This window comes from Streptomyces sp. NPDC029296, from assembly GCF_055569255.1.
Genome location: NZ_JBVHXT010000026.1, coordinates 120685 through 136405, shown reverse-complemented (window position 1 = coordinate 136405; position 15721 = coordinate 120685). Strand labels below are relative to the sequence as shown.

Below are 15721 nucleotides of genomic sequence, written 5' to 3'. Positions count from 1 at the left end.
ACAGCAGCTGGGTGGAGGCCGCGCCCGCGACGCCGTTCCAGGCGACGGTGTCCCGGTCGATCCAGACCGCCTTGGAGGTGGTGAGGTCGAGGGCGGCGGCGGTGCCGGCCGGCTGCGGCAGCAGGTGCTCCTCCTGCCCGCTCACCAGCCACACCTCGTGGCCGTCGGCCTTGAGGTCCAGGCTCTGGTCGACCGGGAGGTCCTTCTCGTCGCCCTTGTGGATGAGGTAGCCGAGGCTGGTGGCACCCTCGGTGAGGGGCACCTCGTAGACCGCGCCATAGCTGTCGGTCTTCACCGGTTCCAGCGGCCGCGACCAGTCGGTGGGCCGCGCGGCACCCGTCCAGACGTGCAGGCCCCAGCCGTCGTAGTTCCCGTCGGCGCGGTGGTAGTGCAGGACGGCCTTGGTGGTGTCCTGGGCGGGGTAGCCGGGCCGCTCGGTGCGTACGTCGGCCTTGCCCTGCTCGATCCACACCTCGCCGGTGCGGGTGACGTCGATGGACCGGTCGGCGGAGACGTCCTTGTTCCCGTCCTTGTCCACGACGAGGAAGCCGACGTCCGAGGCGCCCGGCGCGAGCCTGACGTAGGCGAAGGCGCCATAGGCGTCCCGGCCGACGAAGGGGCGTCCGGCCGGCCAGGTGGTGGCCTCGCCGTCGGCCAGGTCGCCCCAGGCGTACAGGCCCCAGTCGGCGTAGTCGCCGTCGGCGCGCTTGTAGTGGACGATCGCGTAGTCCCGGGAGGCGGCCCTGGGGACCTCGGGCGCGGGAGGGGTGCCGGCGGTGCTGCTCGCCGTGGCGCTCGCGGTGTGCCCGGCCCGGTCCACCACGACGGCCTTGTAGCGCAGGGGGGTCCCGGCGGGCACGTTCCCGCCGAGGGTCTGGGTGACCTGGTAGGGGGCGTGGTCGGCGGAGCCGAGGACCCGCCAGTCGCCGTTGCCGACCTGGGCCGCGAAGACGACCCGGTCGAGCTGTCCGCCGTCGGCGTCGGCCTTGAGGCCGACCGTTCCGGTGGCTCCGGCGGCGGGGGCGGTCAAGGCGATCGCCGGCTCGGCGGTGGGCTCGGCGAGGGGACCGGCCGCCTTGTAGACGACGGCGGAGCCGGCCGGGACGGTGACGGTGAGCTCGCGGTCGCCGTCGGACCGCACCGAGCCGGTGGCCCCGTACACGCCCCGGTACGTCATGTCCGCCGACCCCGTCGTGAAGGTGGCCGCCTTCTCGGCACCGGCGTTGTTGAAGGCGACGACGTACTCCTGGCCGGAGGCGGCGTCGGTGCGGGTGAAGGCGTAGATCCCGGGGCCGTCGGCCGCGTACCGCTCGGTCTGGACGCCGTCCGTCAGGGCGGGGTGGGCCTTGCGGAGCCCGGAGAGGGCGGCGATCTCGCGGTAGAGCGGGGCCCGGGTGTCGTAGGCGGCGCTCGCGTGGGTGCGGCCGGTGCCGATCTCGTCGTCGTCCAGGTAGTCGGCGACCTTGGAGGCGAACATGGTCTGGCGGGCGTCCTTGTCGCCGCCGGCGCCGGTGAAGCCCTGCTCGTCCCCGTAGTAGACGACCGGGTTGCCCCGGCTGAGGAACATCAGCTCGGTGGCGAGCCGGTCCTTGGCCAGGATCTCGGCGTCGGTCGCGTTCGGGTTGTCCTGCTTCAGGAAGGACCCGATGCGGCCCATGTCGTGGTTGCCGAGGAAGGTGACCTGTTCGTAGGCGTTGGCCTTGTCGGTCGTGTACTTGTAGTCGTCACCGAAGACGGCCGCCAGCTTCCGGGCGCTGCCGCCCTGGGAGGCGTAGGCGCGGGCCGCGTCCTGGAAGGGGAAGTCCAGGGTGGCGTCCAGCCGGCCCCGGGTGACGTACGGGGCGGTGACGGAGGGGTCGGCGGAGTAGACCTCGCCGAACATGAAGAAGTCCTTCCGGCCGTGCGCCGCCGCGTACCGGTCCAGCGCGGTGGCCCACTGGGTCCAGAACTCCATGTTCACGTGCTTGACGGTGTCGATCCGGAAGCCGTCGACGGCGAAGTCCCGCACCCAGCGCTGGTAGATCTTCTCCATGCCGTGGACGACCTCGGGGCGCTCGGTCCACAGGTCGTCCAGGCCGGAGAAGTCGCCGTAGGTGGTGGACTCGCCGCTGTACGTCGAGTCGCCCCGGTTGTGGTACATCGCCGGGTCGTTGAGCCAGGCCGGGACCTTGCTGCCGCTCGTCGCCCTCGGGGTGTACGGGAAGGAGCCGGCGGTGACGGAGGGGAACGCGCGGCCGCCGCCCGCGTAGTCGGCGTCGTCGAAGGGCCGGCCGTCCTTCGTGAGGTAGGGGAAGGCGCCCTTGGACAGGTAGTCGTAGGACTTCTCGTCGTAGTCCACGACGTCGGCGGTGTGGTTGGTGATGACGTCGAAGAAGACCTTCATGCCCTTGGCGTGGGCCTTGGAGATGAGGTTCTTGAGGTCCTGGTTGGTGCCGAAGTGGGGGTCGACCTGGGTGAAGTCGGTGATCCAGTACCCGTGGTAGCCCGCCGAGGCGTTGCCTCCGGTGCCCTGAACGGGGCGGTTCTTGAAGATCGGGGCCAGCCAGAGGGCGGTGGTGCCGAGCCCCTTGATGTAGTCCAGCTTCCCGGTCAGGCCCTTGAGGTCGCCGCCCTGGTAGAAGCCCTTGTCGGTGGGGTCGTAGCCGGTGCTCAGCCGGGAACCGGTCAGGCCGCCCCGGTCGTTGGACGGGTCGCCGTTGGCGAAGCGGTCCGGCAGCACGAAGTAGAACTGCTCGCGGGTGGCGTCGTGCCGGGCGGGTTCGGCGGCGAGCCGCGCGTCCGAGGGCGGCGCGGGCGGGCCGGCCGCGTGGGCGGCCAGGGGCGGGAGCAGGGTGGCGGCGAGGGCCGCGGCGGTGACGGCCGCCGCTCTCGCGCGCCGCCGGGTACGGCACCCGGGCGGCGCCGGCCATCTCGGTATCACAGCGGGTGACTCCTCAGCAGTTCGGCTTGCCGGCGGGCGGGGAGACTGGTGGGTGCGGGTCGCGCCGCCCGGTTCGTGGTTGATCGCCGCGTGGCCCTTGGTGCCGCGGCCGAAGGCGATCCCGGACGTGTATCCGCGGCCGGCGGGGCCGGGGGCGGTGGGGGCGACCGCCGTGGGGAGCGTGCCGCGTGCCATGCGGGGTCCTTCGACGGTGAAGGCGACAGGGACGGCGAAGAGCGCTTGCCGCAATCTTTCAGCAAGCTTGCGTGACGCGGAGGGTGAGGGCCCGCCGCCCGCCAGGCGGCGGGCCCTGGTGAGGTTGATGCAAGAACTTCCGGACGGGACGTCAGTCGGTGGTGGTCCACCAGACGGTGGTGTCGGCGGGCACCTTCGTCTCGCCGCCCGCCTCGGTCAGCTCGCCGCTGGCGAGCAGGACACGGCCGTGGGACGGGACCGCGACGGCCTCCCCGGTGGTGTTGGCCACGCACACGAACCCGCCCCGCCGGAAGGCGAGGACGCCCTCGGGGGCGCGCAGCCACTCCACGGACTCCCCCGCGCCCAGGTCGGGGTGCGCCCGGCGGGCCGCGAGCGCCGCCCGGTACAGCTCCAGCGTGGAGCCGGGCACGCCGGTCTGCGCCTCCACGCTCAGCTCGCCCCAGGCGGGCGGCTGGGGCAGCCAGCTGCCGCCGCCGCCGAAGCCGTAGGAGGAGCCCGTACGGGTCCACGGGATCGGCACCCGGCAGCCGTCGCGGAAGCCGTCCTGGCCGGCGCCCCGGAAGTACGCCGGGTCCTGGCGCACCTCGTCGGGCAGGTCCACGACGTCCGGGAGGCCCAGTTCCTCGCCCTGGTAGAGGTAGGCCGAGCCGGGCAGGGCGAGCATCAGCAGGGTGGCGGCGCGGGCGCGGCGCAGGCCCAGCTCGCGGTCGCCGGCCGTACGGATCTGGGTGCCGAGGCCGGGCGGGTTGGCGAAGCGGGTGGCGTGCCGGGTGACGTCGTGGTTGGACAGCACCCAGGTGGCGGGGGCGCCGACGGGGCGCATCGCGTCCAGGGTGCGGTCGATGACCGTCCGCAGCTCCTCGGCGTCCCAGGCCGTCGCCAGGTACTGGAAGTTGAACGCCTGGTGGAGTTCGTCGGGGCGGACGTAGTTCGCGGTGCGCTCGACGGTCGGGGTCCACGCCTCGGCGACGAAGATGCGCTCGCCCGGGTACTCGTCGAGGATGCGGCGCCACTGGCGGTAGACGGCGTGCACGCCGTCCTGGTCGAAGAACGGCATGACGTCGTTGCCCAGCAGTTTGACCTGGTCGTGCGAGCCGAGGTCGGGCAGGCCCTCGGCCTTGACCAGGCCGTGGGCGACGTCGATGCGGAAGCCGTCCACGCCCATGTCCAGCCAGAACCGCAGGATGGAACGGAACTCGTCGCCGACGGCGGGGTGTTCCCAGTTGAAGTCGGGCTGCTCGGGCGCGAACAGGTGCAGGTACCACTCGCCGTCCGGCACCCGCGTCCAGGCCGGGCCGCCGAAGATGGACTCCCAGTCGTTGGGCGGCAGTTCGCCGTTCTCCCCCTTGCCGGGGCGGAAGTGGTAGCGCTCGCGCAGCGGGGAGCCGGGGCCCTCGGCGAGGGCGCGCTTGAACCACTCGTGCTGGTCGGAGGAGTGGTTGGGGACCAGGTCCACGATGACGCGCAGGCCGTGCGCGTGGGCGTCGCGGATCAGCGCGTCGGCGTCCGGCAGGGAGCCGAACATCGGGTCGACCTCGCGGTAGTCGGCGACGTCGTAGCCGGCGTCGGCCTGCGGGGAGGCGTAGAAGGGGCTGAGCCACACCGCGTCGACGCCGAGGTCGCGCAGGTACGGCAGGCGGGAGCGTACGCCCGCCAGGTCCCCCATGCCGTCGCCGTTGCCGTCGGCGAAACTGCGCGGATAGACCTGGTAGATGACCGCGTCCCGCCACCAGTCGCGGTGGTCGGCGACGGTGACGGCGGCGAGGCTGCGGGCCGGTGCGGCGGAGTGCTGCTGGCTCATGGCGTCCTTGATACGTGACGGGGCGTGGTGGGCGGTCGGTGGGCCGGCGACGGACGGCCGGCAGGTCGGGGTGGGCCGCGGTGGCGGCGGGGTGGAATGGGCCACCGCGGCCCGCCCGGTCCGGTGGCGGGCGTCAGCCCTTCGTGCCGCCGGCGGTGAGGCCGGTGACCAGGTTCTTCTGCACGAGGTAGAAGAACACCGTCACCGGTATCGCGATCAGCACCGCGGTGGCGGCCATGTAGTTCCACTGGGCGTCGTGCTCGCTGACGAAGGTCTGCAGGCCGACGGCGAAGGTGTACTTGGAGTCGTCCAGCAGGAAGGTCGTCGCGAAGGCGACCTCGCCGACTGCGGTGATGAAGGTGTAGAACGCGGCGACGGCCAGGCCCGGGCGGGCCAGCGGCAGGATCAGCCGGAAGAAGGTGCCGAAGGGGGTGAGCCCGTCCACGCGCCCGGCCTCGTCGATCTCGAAGGGGATGGTGTCGAAGTACCCCTTGAGCAGCCAGGCGCTGTACGGCACGGCGGTGGAGCAGTTGACGGCGATCAGCGCCCAGTAGGTGTCGATGAGGCCGAGTTCGCTGAAGATCTCGTACATCGGCACGATCAGGATGGCGATCGGGAAGGCCTGGGTGAGCAGCAGGACCCACATCAGCGGCTTGTAGCCGGGAAACCGCATCCGGGAGACCGCGTAGCCGGTGGTGGCGGCGACGAGGACACCGATGACGGTGGTGCCGAGGGCCACGATCATCGTCGACCTGAACCAGTCGAAGAAGCCGGTGTGCCGGAGCACGAAGTCGTAGTTGGAGAAGGTCAGCTTGCCCGCGATCTGGCCCGGGTGGAGGTAGTCGTCCTTGTCCGGGCCGAGGGACAGGTAGCACAGCCAGGCCACCGGGGCGAGGGCGATCAGGCTGGCCAGGGCGAGGCCGCCGTGCAGCAGGGCGGTGCCGAGCGGTCCGCGTTCGCCGCGCCGGCGGGTGCGGCGGACGGGCGCGGCGGCGGGGGCCTGCGCGGTCTCGGTGGGGTCCAGGGTGGTGGTGCTCATGGCGGCGGCTCCTGCGGCGTCAGACGGCGAGCTGGTCATTGCGCTTCAGCCAGCGGAAGTAGAAGGAGGTGAAGACGGTGAGGATCGACAGCAGCAGCACGCCGTAGGCGGCGGACTGGGCGAAGTCGCGCGGCTGCTGGCCGAAGCCCAGCTGGTAGGCCCAGGTGACGAGGATCTGGGCGTCCGGGGCGGAGTTCTTGCCGAACAGCAGGAAGATGATGACGAACTGGTTGAAGGTCCAGATGATGCCGAGCAGGACCACGGTGGAGCTGACCGCGCGCAGCCCGGGCAGGGTGACGTGGCGGAAGCGCTGCCAGGCGCTCGCGCCGTCCATCTCGGCGGCCTCGTAGAGCGTGGAGTCGATGGACTGCAGTCCGCCGAGCAGCGAGAGCATCATGAACGGCACACCGCACCAGGTGTTCACCATGATCGCGGCGAACCGCTGCCAGAAGGTGTCCTCCAGCCACTCCGGCTGGGGCAGGTGGAGGGTGCCGAGGAGCTGGTTGAGCGCGCCGGAGTCGGCGAGCATGATCCGCCAGGAGAAGACGGTGACGAAGGTCGGCACGGCCCAGGGCAGGACGAGCAGCAGCCGGTAGACGGTACGGCCGCGCAGCTTCTGGTGGAGCATGAGCGCGAGGCCGAGCCCGAGGCAGTAGTGCAGGGCGACACAGGCGGCCGTCCAGAAGACGGTCCACAGGAAGTGCGACCAGAACCGGTCGTAGGCGGTCGGGCCGAACAGGATGTCCTGGTAGTTGTCCAGGCCGATGAACTCGTACGTGGCGTCGATGTGGTTGACGCCGATCGTCCGCGCCGAGTTGAGGCTGTTGGCGTCGGTGAGGGTGAGGTAGAAGCCGCGCGCCAGCGGGTAGCCGACGAGGACGCCGAGGACGACGACCACCGGGGCGATCATCGCGTAGGCGTACCAGTACTTCTGGAAGCCGTTCTTGACGCGCTGTCCCAGCCCGGGACGAGGCGCGCGGTCACCGCGGCGCTTGCCGGTGGCGCGGTCGATGGCGACTGTCATGGTTCGACACCTTCAAAGGATCAGGGGTTGGGCTGGGCACAGGGCGGTGGCCGCCGGGCCTTCCCCTCCGTCACGGCGGGAGGATCCGGCGGCCACGCGGACTCACTTGGCGAAGCCGTCCACCAGCTTGGAGATGGCCAGCTCGGCGTTGTCCAGAGCCTTGTCCAGCGACTCCTTGCCGCCGCCGACCTTGGCCAGCTCGGTGTCGAGCGGGACCCACAGGGAGCTGTACTCGGGCAGCGCCGGGCGGGGCTGGGCGGCGGCCAGGACGCCCTGGTAGCCGGCGATGCCCGGGTCGGCCTTGACGTTCGCGGTGTAGGCGTCGGAGCGGGTGGGCAGGGTGGAGTTCTTCAGGGCGACCGTCTCCTGGGCCTTCGCGGAGGTCATGAACTTCACGAACTCCAGGGCCGCTTCCTGGTGGGCCTTGTCCGAGCCGGCGTAGACCGACAGGTTGTGGCCGCCGGTCGGGGCGCCCGCCTTGCCGGTGGAGCCGGCCGGGACGGTGGCGATGCCGAGGTTGTTCTTGTCCTTGAACGCCGAGCCCTTGTAGAAGTTGGTGATCTCCCAGGGGCCCTGGATGATCGCGGCGACCTTGCCGTTGACGAACGCGTCCTGGATGTGGGCGTAGGCGTCGGCGGTGGTGTCGGCCTTGTGCAGGCCCTTGCCGGAGAACAGGCTCTGCCAGGTGCCGTAGCCCTTCTTGGCGGCGGCCGAGTTCACGGTGATCTTCTTGGCGGCGACGTCGACCGTGTCGGTGCCCTCGCCGTAGAGGAAGGGCTGGGCGTAGTAGGCCTGGGTGGAGCCCCAGTAGCCGTCGACGCCTGCCTTGTCCTTGATCTTCGCGGCGGCGGTCTTCAGCTCGTCCCAGGTCTTGGGGGCCTCGGTGATGCCGGCCTTCTCGAACAGGGCCTTGTTGTAGACCAGCGCGAGGGTGTCGGTGACCAGCGGCACGCCGTAGGTCTTGCCGTCGTACTGGGCCTGCTTGATCAGGCTGGGCTGGAACTTGGCCTGGTCGGCGAGGGCCTCGGTGCCGTCCAGCGGCAGGAAGAAGCCCTTCTTGGCGAAGGCCGGGGTCCAGCCGACCTCGGAGCGCAGCACGTCCGGGGCGCCGGTGGCGCCGGCCGCGGTGTCGAACTTGTTCTGCGCCTGGTCGAAGGGCACGTTGACGTACTTGACCTTGACGTCCTTGTGCGCGGCCTCGAACTGCTTGACCAGGGCCTGGTACGCCGGCGCCTCATTGGTGGCGTTGGAGGTGTCCCACCAGGTGATGGTGACCGGGCCGTCCGACTTCCCGCTGTCGCTGTCGCTCCCGCCGCACGCCGTCGCCGTCAGGGCGAGGGACGCCACCAGCGCGGAGGCCGCTATGCCACGCCGCATGAGTTCTCCTTGAGGGTTAAGCCCGAGTGGTACGGGGGGCGGTCCCGCCCGCTCCCCGCGACTTGCCGACTGCGCCGTTGCCGCGGCCGGGCGACAGGGAACGTAACAGCGATGTAAGCGTTGCGAAAGACCTTGCAGCAAAAAAGTGCAAGGGAACACGATGGTTACCCGGTCGTAACCGTTCGGCGGCCGACGGACACTTGTGCAAGACTCTGCAAGCTCTTGCCACCATCAATCGAGGGAGCCGCGATGAGGCAGCAACCCACGGCGGGCCGTCCGGCCGCCCGCGCCCGGCGTCCGGCCGGTGTGCAAGGGCGGGGCCGACCGGTACAGTCCAGTGGCGTGACCACACGGCTTGCCGACATCGCTGCGCAGGCGGGGGTGAGCGAAGCGACCGTCAGCCGGGTCCTCAACGGAAAACCGGGCGTCGCCGCCACCACCCGTCAATCCGTGCTCGCCGCCCTGGACGTCCTGGGCTACGAGCGCCCGGTCCGGCTGCGGCAGCGCAGCGAGGGCCTGGTCGGGCTGATCACGCCGGAACTGGAGAATCCGATATTCCCGGCCCTGGCCCAGGTCATCGGCCAGGCGCTGACCCGCCAGGGCTACACCCCGGTGCTCGCCACGCAGACCCCCGGCGGGTCGACCGAGGACGAGCTGACCGAGATGCTGGTGGACCGCGGGGTCGCCGGGATCATCTACGTCTCCGGACTGCACGCCGACACCACCGCCGACACGCAGCGCTACGAGCGGCTGCGGGCGCAGGGCGTGCCGTTCGTGCTGGTGGACGGGTTCTCGCCGCAGGTGCAGGCCCCGTTCATCTCCCCCGACGACCGGGCGGCGATGGCGCTCGCGGTGACGCACCTCGTCTCGCTGGGACACACCCGGATCGGCCTCGCCCTCGGACCCAAGCGGTTCGTGCCCGTGCAGCGCAAGATCGAGGGCTTCGTGCGGGCGATGCAGGACCAGCTCGGGCTCGCCGCGCAGACCGTGGAGAGCGAGCTGGTCCAGCACTCGCTGTACACGCTGGAGGGCGGCCAGGCCGCCGCGGCGGCGCTGATCGAGCGGGACTGCACGGCGGTGGTCTGCGCCAGCGACATGATGGCGCTGGGCGCGATACGCACGGCCCGGCAGCGGGGCCTCGAAGTGCCCCGGGACGTCTCGGTGGTCGGCTTCGACGACTCCCCGCTGATCGCCTTCACCGACCCGCCGCTGACGACGGTCCGCAAGCCGGTCCCGGCGATGGGGCAGGCGGCGGTGCGCACGCTGCTGGAGGAGATCGGCGGGACCCCGGCGCCGCACAGCGAGTTCGTGTTCATGCCGGAGCTGGTGGTGCGCGGCTCGACCGCCTCGGCGCCGCGCCCGTCTTAGCGGCCGGGATCGCGGTCACGGTCGCGGTCGCGGTCGCCCCAGAAGGTGCGCTCCGGACCCAACCTTGGGATGATCGGCCGGGGAATCCTTTTCTGGCAGACTCTGTGACCATGAGTGACTCGACCGTGACAGAGCCGGACGGTCGCGAGAAAGTGGCCGCTCCGCGGGCCGTCACGGGCGAGCACGGGCAGGGTCCGGCCGGCCGGCCGCGTCTCCCGCGCCGGCCCCGGCTGTGGTTCGAGACCCTTCTGGTCGCGGTGAGTTACTGGACGTACTCGCTGGTGCGCAACGCCGTCCCGGAACAGCGGACGGCGGCGCTGCGCAACGCGGACTGGATCTGGCGGGCCGAGCACGCGCTCGGCGTCGGCGTGGAGCAGACGATCAACCACGCCGTCAACTCGGTGACTTGGCTCATCATCGGGATGAACTATTACTACGCCACACTGCACTTCGTCATCACGCTCGCGGTGCTGGTGTGGCTGTACCGGTGGCATCCCGGCCGGTACGCGGCGACCCGGCTGGTGCTGTTCACGACCACGGGTGTGGCCCTGCTCGGTTACTACCTGTTCCCGCTCGCGCCGCCCCGGTTGATGCGCGGCGGGCACTTCGTGGACACCGTGATGGCACACCACACCTGGGGATCGATGGCCTCCGGCGACCTCAAGCACATGTCGAACCAGTACGCGGCGATGCCCTCGATGCACATCGGCTGGTCGCTGTGGTGCGGGCTGACCGTCTGCGCGCTGGCGTCGGTGCCGTGGGCGCGGGTGCTGGGGCTGCTGTATCCGGCGGTCACCCTGGTGGTGATCGTCGCCACGGCCAACCACTTCTGGCTGGACGCGGTCGGCGGGGTGGTCTGCCTCGGCTTCGGCTACGCGGCGGCCCGCCTCTGGTACGGCAGCCTGCCGTACGCGCTGCCCCGGCTGGCCGCGCGCAGGGCGGGCGCCGGGGGGCGGGCGCCGGCCTCGGCCCTCGGCCGGTCCGCGTAGAGCGGATCCTCCACGACCGGGCGGGCCTCCGTCCACGCGGAACAGGCCGTCCGCGACCGGGCGGGCCGACGGGCGGGCGGAACAGACCGTCCGCGACCGGGCGGGCGTGACCGGGACGCCGGGGCCGGCGCCCTCCGTGCCGTCCGGGCGCGGCCGGGCCCGTCGCGGTCCCGCCCGGTCCCGGCCCGCGCCCCGGGGCGGTGTGATCGCTGCGGGCCCGCGCGAGGGGGCTCCGGGACGGTGCGCGGGGTGGCCGCGCGGTCCCCGCGGTGCCGTCGCCGCTCAGTCCGCGTAGAACAGGTCGTCCACGACCGTGCGGGCCCGGCGGGCCGTGCGGCGGTAGGCGTCCAGCATGTCGCCGACGTGACCGGCGCCGTAGCCGAGGTAGCGGCCCACGGCGGCCAGCTCGCGCGGCTCGGTGGGGAAGGTGTCCCCGGCCCGGCCGCGCACCAGCATCACCGCGTTGCGCACCCGGCTCGCCAGCACCCACGCCTCGTCCAGGATCTCCGTGTCCTCGGCGGACAGCAGCCCGGCCGCGCGGGCGGCGGCCAGCGCCTCGCGGGTGCGGGTGGTGCGCAGGCCCGGCACGCGGTGGGCGTGGCGGAGCTGGAGCAGCTGCACCGTCCACTCCACGTCGGACAGGCCGCCGGGGCCCAGCTTGGTGTGCAGCTTGGGGTCGGCGCCGCGCGGCAGCCGCTCGGACTCCATGCGGGCCTTCAGCCGGCGGATCTCGCGCACGGCCTCCTCGGTGAGTCCCTTGGCCGGGTAGCGCAGCGGGTCGATCAGCTCGGTGAAGCGCCGGCCCAGGTCGGGGTCGCCGGCCACCGGCTCGGCCCGCAGCAGTGCCTGGGACTCCCAGACCAGGGACCAGCGGCGGTAGTACGCCTCGTACGACTTCAGGGTGCGCACCAGCGGGCCCGACTTGCCCTCCGGGCGCAGGTCGGCGTCGATGAGCAGCGGCGGGTCGGCGCTGGGCAGCTGGAGCAGCCGGCGCATCTCGGCGACGACCCGGTTGGCGGCGGCCGACGCCTCCTGCTCGGCCACGCCCTCCCTCGGCTCGTGCACGAACAGGACGTCGGCGTCGGAGCCGTAGCCCAGCTCGTGCCCGCCGAAGCGGCCCATGCCGATGACGGCGAACCGGGTGGGCAGGGTGTCGCCCCAGCCCTCCCGGACGACCGCGCGCAGGGTACCCGCCAGGGTGGCCTTGGTCAGGTCGGAGACGGCCGCGCCGACCCGGTCCACCAGGGCGCCCTGGTCGGCCTCGGCGGGGTTGGTCTCGGTGCCGTAGGAGCCGACGATGTCGGCGGCGGCGGTGCGGAACAGCTCGCGGCGGCGGACGCCACGGGCCGCCGTGACGCCCTGCGCGGCGTTCTCCGCGCGGCCCACGGCGGCGAGGATCTCCTGCTCCAGCGCGGCGCGCCGCCGGGGCGCGAGGCCCCCGCCGTCGCCGCCGCCGTCGCCGAGCAGGGCGACCGCCTCCGGGGCGCGCATCAGCAGATCGGGGGCGAGGCGGCCCGCCGACAGGACGCGGGCCAGGTTCTCCGCCGCCGCGCCCTCGTCGCGCAGCAGCCGCAGGTACCAGGGGGTCTTGCCGAGCGCGTCGGAGACCTTGCGGAAGTTCAGCAGGCCGGCGTCCGGGTCGGCGGAGTCGGCGAACCAGCCGAGCAGGACCGGCAGCAGGGTGCGCTGGATGGCCGCCTTGCGGGACACGCCGGAGGCCAGGGCCTCCAGGTGGCGCAGGGCGGCGGCCGGGTCGGCGTAGCCGAGGGCGATGAGGCGTTCCCGGGCCGCCTCCGCGCTCAGCCGGGCCTCCCCCGGGGCGAGTTGGGCGACCGCGTCGAGCAGCGGGCGGTAGAACAGCTTCTCGTGCAGCCGCCGTACGACCGTGGTGTGCCGCTTCCACTCGCGGGTCAGCCCGGCCACCGGGTCGGTGCGCAGGCCCAGCGAGCGGCCGAGGCGGCGCAGGTCGGCCTCCGCCTCGGGGACGAGGTGGGTGCGGCGCAGGCGGTACAGCTGGATGCGGTGCTCCAGCAGGCGCAGGAAGCGGTACGCCTCGTTCAGCCGGGCCGCGTCCTCGCGGCCGACGTAGCCGCCGGCGGCGAGGGCCCGGAGGGCGTCCAGGGTGGTGCCGCTGCGCAGGGCGGGGTCGGTGCGGCCGTGCACCAGCTGGAGGAGCTGGACGGCGAACTCCACGTCGCGCAGGCCGCCGGGGCCGAGTTTGAGTTCCCGGTCGACCTCGGCCGCGGGGATGTTCTCCACCACGCGGCGGCGCATCTTCTGCACGTCGGGGACGAAGTTCTCCCGCTCGGCCGCCTGCCAGACGAGGGGTTCCAGCGCGTCGACGTACGCCTGGCCGAGGGCCGGGTCGCCGGCCACCGGGCGGGCCTTGAGGAGGGCCTGGAACTCCCAGGTCTTGGCCCAGCGCTGGTAGTAGGCGAGGTGGCTGCTGAGGGTGCGCACGAGGGGGCCGTTGCGGCCCTCGGGGCGCAGGTTCGCGTCCACCGGCCAGATGGAGCCCTCCACCGTCGTCTCGGAGCAGATCCGCATCAGGTGGGAGGCGAGTTTCGTCGCGGACCTGAGGGCCTGGGGTTCGGGGGTGCCCTCCGCCGGTTCCGCCACGAAGATCACGTCGACGTCGGAGACGTAGTTCAGTTCGTGGCCGCCGCACTTGCCCATCGCGATCACCGCGAGGCGGCAGGCGGCGGCGTCCTCGGGGGCGGCCTCCTCGGCGAGCGCCAGGGCCGTGCGGAGGGTGGCGGTGGCCAGGTCGGCGAGTTCGGCGGCGGTCTCGGCGACGTCCGTGGTGCCGCAGACGTCCCGGGCGGCGATGGACAGCAGGCAGCGGCGGTAGGCGACGCGGAGGGCGACCGGGTCGGTGGCCTCGGCGAGGCCCTGTTCGAACTCCGTGACGCCCGGGTGCAGGTCGTGCGGTTCGTAGGTGACCAGGGCGTGCCAGTCCGAGGGGTGGCGGGCGAGGTGGTCGGCGAGGGCGGTGGAGGCGCCGAGGATGCCGAGGAGGCGGTCGCGGAGGGGTTTGGCCGCGATGAGGGTGTCCAGCAGTTCCCGGTGGGCGGCGGGGGCGGGCTGGGCCTCCAGGAGGCGGACCAGGCCGTGCAGGGCGAGATCGGGGTCGGCGGTGGCGCCGAGGGCTTCGAGCAGGACGGGGTCGTTGCGGACGGTCGCCAGTTCGGGGCCGTCCAGGAGGCGTTCGGCCGCGGAGGGGTCGGTGAAGCCGTGTCGGAGCAGACGGGTGAAGGTGCTGCTTCTGCGCCCCGGCGTCATGTCCGTGGCCTCCTTGAGGGGTGTGCGTTGTCCTGGCCAGAGCCTAACCGGAGGGGCGGGGGGTGGCCTTCGGCCGTGGCGGGGGTGGCGATGATTCGCCGTCAGCGGGTGCGTGGCCTGCGCGTGCGGCGGCCCGTAGGGGTGCGGGGCCCGTGCGGGCGCGGGGCCTGAGCTGCGGCGATCCGTGCGGGTGCGGGGCCCGTGGGGGTGCGGGGCCTGAACTGCGGCGGCCCGTGCGGGTGCGGGGGCCGTGCGGGAGCGTGGCCTGAACTGCGGCGGCCCATGGGGGTGCGTGGCCCGTGGGGGCGCGGGCCGCGCAGCGGCGGCCCCCGCGGGTGCGTCGTGGCGGCCCCCGCGGGCGCGTCGTGGCGGCCCCCGCGGGCGCGTCGTGGCGGCCCCCGCGGGCGCGTCGTGGCGGCCCCCGCGGGCGCGTCGTGGCGGAGGTGCGGTGCCTGCGGCGGCCCGTGCGGGTGCGTCGTCGTCGCGGTCGCGCCCGCTGTGCGTTCGGTGCCGGGGCCGCGCCGGGCAGGGTCCGTCCTCGGTCCGGCGCCCGGTCTCCCGTGCGTCGCCGGACTCCTCGCCGGCCGCCGCGGGCGGACACGACCCGCCACGTCCCCTTCCCGCCGTACGCGCCCGCGGGTCCGCGGGGCCCCTCTCCCCCGTTCCCGCGCCGGGTACGGCCGCCCGGCCCCGGCGCTTGTCTACGGACCCGTCGGTGTGTCCTCCGTCGCTCCCCTCTGGTGCGGGAGTCCGCTGGTGAGCAGGAGCTCCCGCATCATCTCGGCCGCCCTCGGGGCCGCGTCCCCGCAGCAGTTGTTGAAGAGCAGGTGCAGCTTGGTCGAGGCCGCCGCCAGGGTGCGGATGTGCGGGAGCCACTCGGTGAGTTCCCGCTCGGTGTAGGTGTGGCGGAAGCGCTCTTCCTTGGTGCCGGTGCGCCAGTGGGGGCTGCGGCCGTGGAAGCGGACGACGGCCAGGCGGGGGGTGGTGACGGGGACGGGGTGCCGGTCCTCGGGGGTGTCCGTGGCGACCGCCGTGGCGTTCAGGTCCTGGAGGAAGGCGGCCGTCCGGGCCGCGTGGCCGGGCTGCCACCAGGCGGGGTCGCGGAACTCCACGGCGAACGGCCAGCCGTGGGCGCGTTCGCGGGCGGTGCGGATGAAGGTCTCGGCCTCGGGGCCGGGGTGGAGGGAGGCCGGGTACTGGAAGAGGAGGGTGCCGAGGCGGCCGGAGTGGAGGAGGGGGGCCAGGGCCTCGGCGTAGCGGGTCCAGATCTCCGTGCGCAGGGCCTCGTCGCGGCGGTGGGTGCGCAGGTCCGGGGGGAGGGCCGCGGGGCGGGTGGGGTGGCCGGTGAGGAAGGAGAACGCCTTGACGTCGAAGCGGAAGCCGGGGGGTGTGCGCTCCGCCCAGTGGGTGGTGGTCCGGGCGGAGGGCAGGGCGTAGTACGGGGAGTCCGATTCCACCAGCGGGAAGCGGGTCGCGTAGTGGCGCAGGCGTTTTTCGGGGTCGCGGTGGCCCGGTGGGTACCAGCCGCTGCTGAGCAGGTGGGGGTCGGTCCAGCCGCAGGTGCCGATGAGGATGTCCGCCATGGGGGCGCAGGTACCCGGCGTTCATCCGGTCTTCACCCACGAGGTCGGCCGGCGTGGGGCGCGAGAGTGTTGGCGTGTGCATGCTCTGTCCGCACCGCCAGCCGTCCATCCATTTCCGGAGG

At 72.9% G+C, this 15721-nt stretch carries 9 protein-coding genes; 2 read left to right on the top strand and 7 right to left on the bottom strand.

Annotated elements, in window-relative coordinates:
- The 5 genes from ACZ4W9_RS23260 to ACZ4W9_RS23240 form a co-directional block, all read right to left on the bottom strand.
- On the bottom strand, positions 1–2920 hold a 2920-nt coding region (locus ACZ4W9_RS23260), incomplete at its 3' end, for an alpha-amylase family glycosyl hydrolase (RefSeq protein ID WP_467938804.1).
- 346 nt (positions 2921–3266) lie between these two features.
- Positions 3267–4937: a glycoside hydrolase family 13 protein gene (locus ACZ4W9_RS23255; RefSeq protein WP_467938794.1), complete on the bottom strand. Its 1671-nt coding sequence runs from the start codon at positions 4935–4937 to the stop codon at positions 3267–3269.
- 133 nt (positions 4938–5070) lie between these two features.
- A complete protein-coding gene (locus ACZ4W9_RS23250; RefSeq protein WP_467938793.1) occupies positions 5071–5976 on the bottom strand; it encodes a sugar ABC transporter permease in 906 nt (301 codons plus the stop codon).
- A gap of 19 nt (positions 5977–5995) precedes the next feature.
- Positions 5996–7000 (bottom strand): carbohydrate ABC transporter permease, encoded by a 1005-nt coding sequence (locus tag ACZ4W9_RS23245; RefSeq protein ID WP_467938791.1) that lies wholly within the window; start codon positions 6998–7000, stop codon positions 5996–5998.
- 102 nt (positions 7001–7102) lie between these two features.
- Complete coding sequence (locus ACZ4W9_RS23240) at positions 7103–8377, bottom strand: extracellular solute-binding protein (protein WP_467938789.1); 1275 nt, start codon at positions 8375–8377, stop codon at positions 7103–7105.
- A 342-nt stretch (positions 8378–8719) separates the two neighbouring features.
- Here ACZ4W9_RS23240 and ACZ4W9_RS23235 point away from each other — a divergent pair, with 342 nt between their 5' ends.
- Both ACZ4W9_RS23235 and ACZ4W9_RS23230 read left to right on the top strand, forming a co-directional pair.
- A complete protein-coding gene (locus tag ACZ4W9_RS23235; RefSeq protein WP_467938787.1) occupies positions 8720–9745 on the top strand; it encodes a LacI family DNA-binding transcriptional regulator in 1026 nt (341 codons plus the stop codon).
- A 110-nt stretch (positions 9746–9855) separates the two neighbouring features.
- Positions 9856–10734 carry a phosphatase PAP2 family protein gene (locus ACZ4W9_RS23230; protein ID WP_467938786.1) on the top strand — a complete coding sequence of 293 codons (879 nt, stop codon included), beginning with the start codon at positions 9856–9858 and terminating at the stop codon, positions 10732–10734.
- Between the two features lie 282 nt (positions 10735–11016).
- Here the strand turns inward: ACZ4W9_RS23230 and ACZ4W9_RS23225 are convergent, their stop codons facing one another.
- The gene (locus ACZ4W9_RS23225; protein WP_467938784.1) at positions 11017–14016 is read right to left on the bottom strand and encodes a bifunctional [glutamine synthetase] adenylyltransferase/[glutamine synthetase]-adenylyl-L-tyrosine phosphorylase; all 3000 of its coding nucleotides are present in this window, start codon (positions 14014–14016) and stop codon (positions 11017–11019) included.
- Between the two features lie 701 nt (positions 14017–14717).
- Positions 14718–15599: a DUF72 domain-containing protein gene (locus tag ACZ4W9_RS23220; protein ID WP_467938782.1), complete on the bottom strand. Its 882-nt coding sequence runs from the start codon at positions 15597–15599 to the stop codon at positions 14718–14720.
- Between the last annotated feature and the right edge of the window lie 122 nt (positions 15600–15721).

Excerpts from the sequence above, each read along its gene's own strand:
- ACZ4W9_RS23255 (WP_467938794.1), bottom strand. The coding sequence starts at position 4,937 with ATGAGCCAGCAGCACTCCGCCGCACCGGCCCGCAGCCTCGCCGCCGTC.
- ACZ4W9_RS23250 (WP_467938793.1), bottom strand. The coding sequence starts at position 5,976 with ATGAGCACCACCACCCTGGACCCCACCGAGACCGCGCAGGCCCCCGCC.
- ACZ4W9_RS23245 (WP_467938791.1), bottom strand. The coding sequence starts at position 7,000 with ATGACAGTCGCCATCGACCGCGCCACCGGCAAGCGCCGCGGTGACCGC.
- ACZ4W9_RS23240 (WP_467938789.1), bottom strand. The coding sequence starts at position 8,377 with ATGCGGCGTGGCATAGCGGCCTCCGCGCTGGTGGCGTCCCTCGCCCTG.
- ACZ4W9_RS23230 (WP_467938786.1), top strand. The coding sequence starts at position 9,856 with ATGAGTGACTCGACCGTGACAGAGCCGGACGGTCGCGAGAAAGTGGCC.
- ACZ4W9_RS23225 (WP_467938784.1), bottom strand. The coding sequence starts at position 14,016 with ATGACGCCGGGGCGCAGAAGCAGCACCTTCACCCGTCTGCTCCGACAC.
- ACZ4W9_RS23220 (WP_467938782.1), bottom strand. The coding sequence starts at position 15,599 with ATGGCGGACATCCTCATCGGCACCTGCGGCTGGACCGACCCCCACCTG.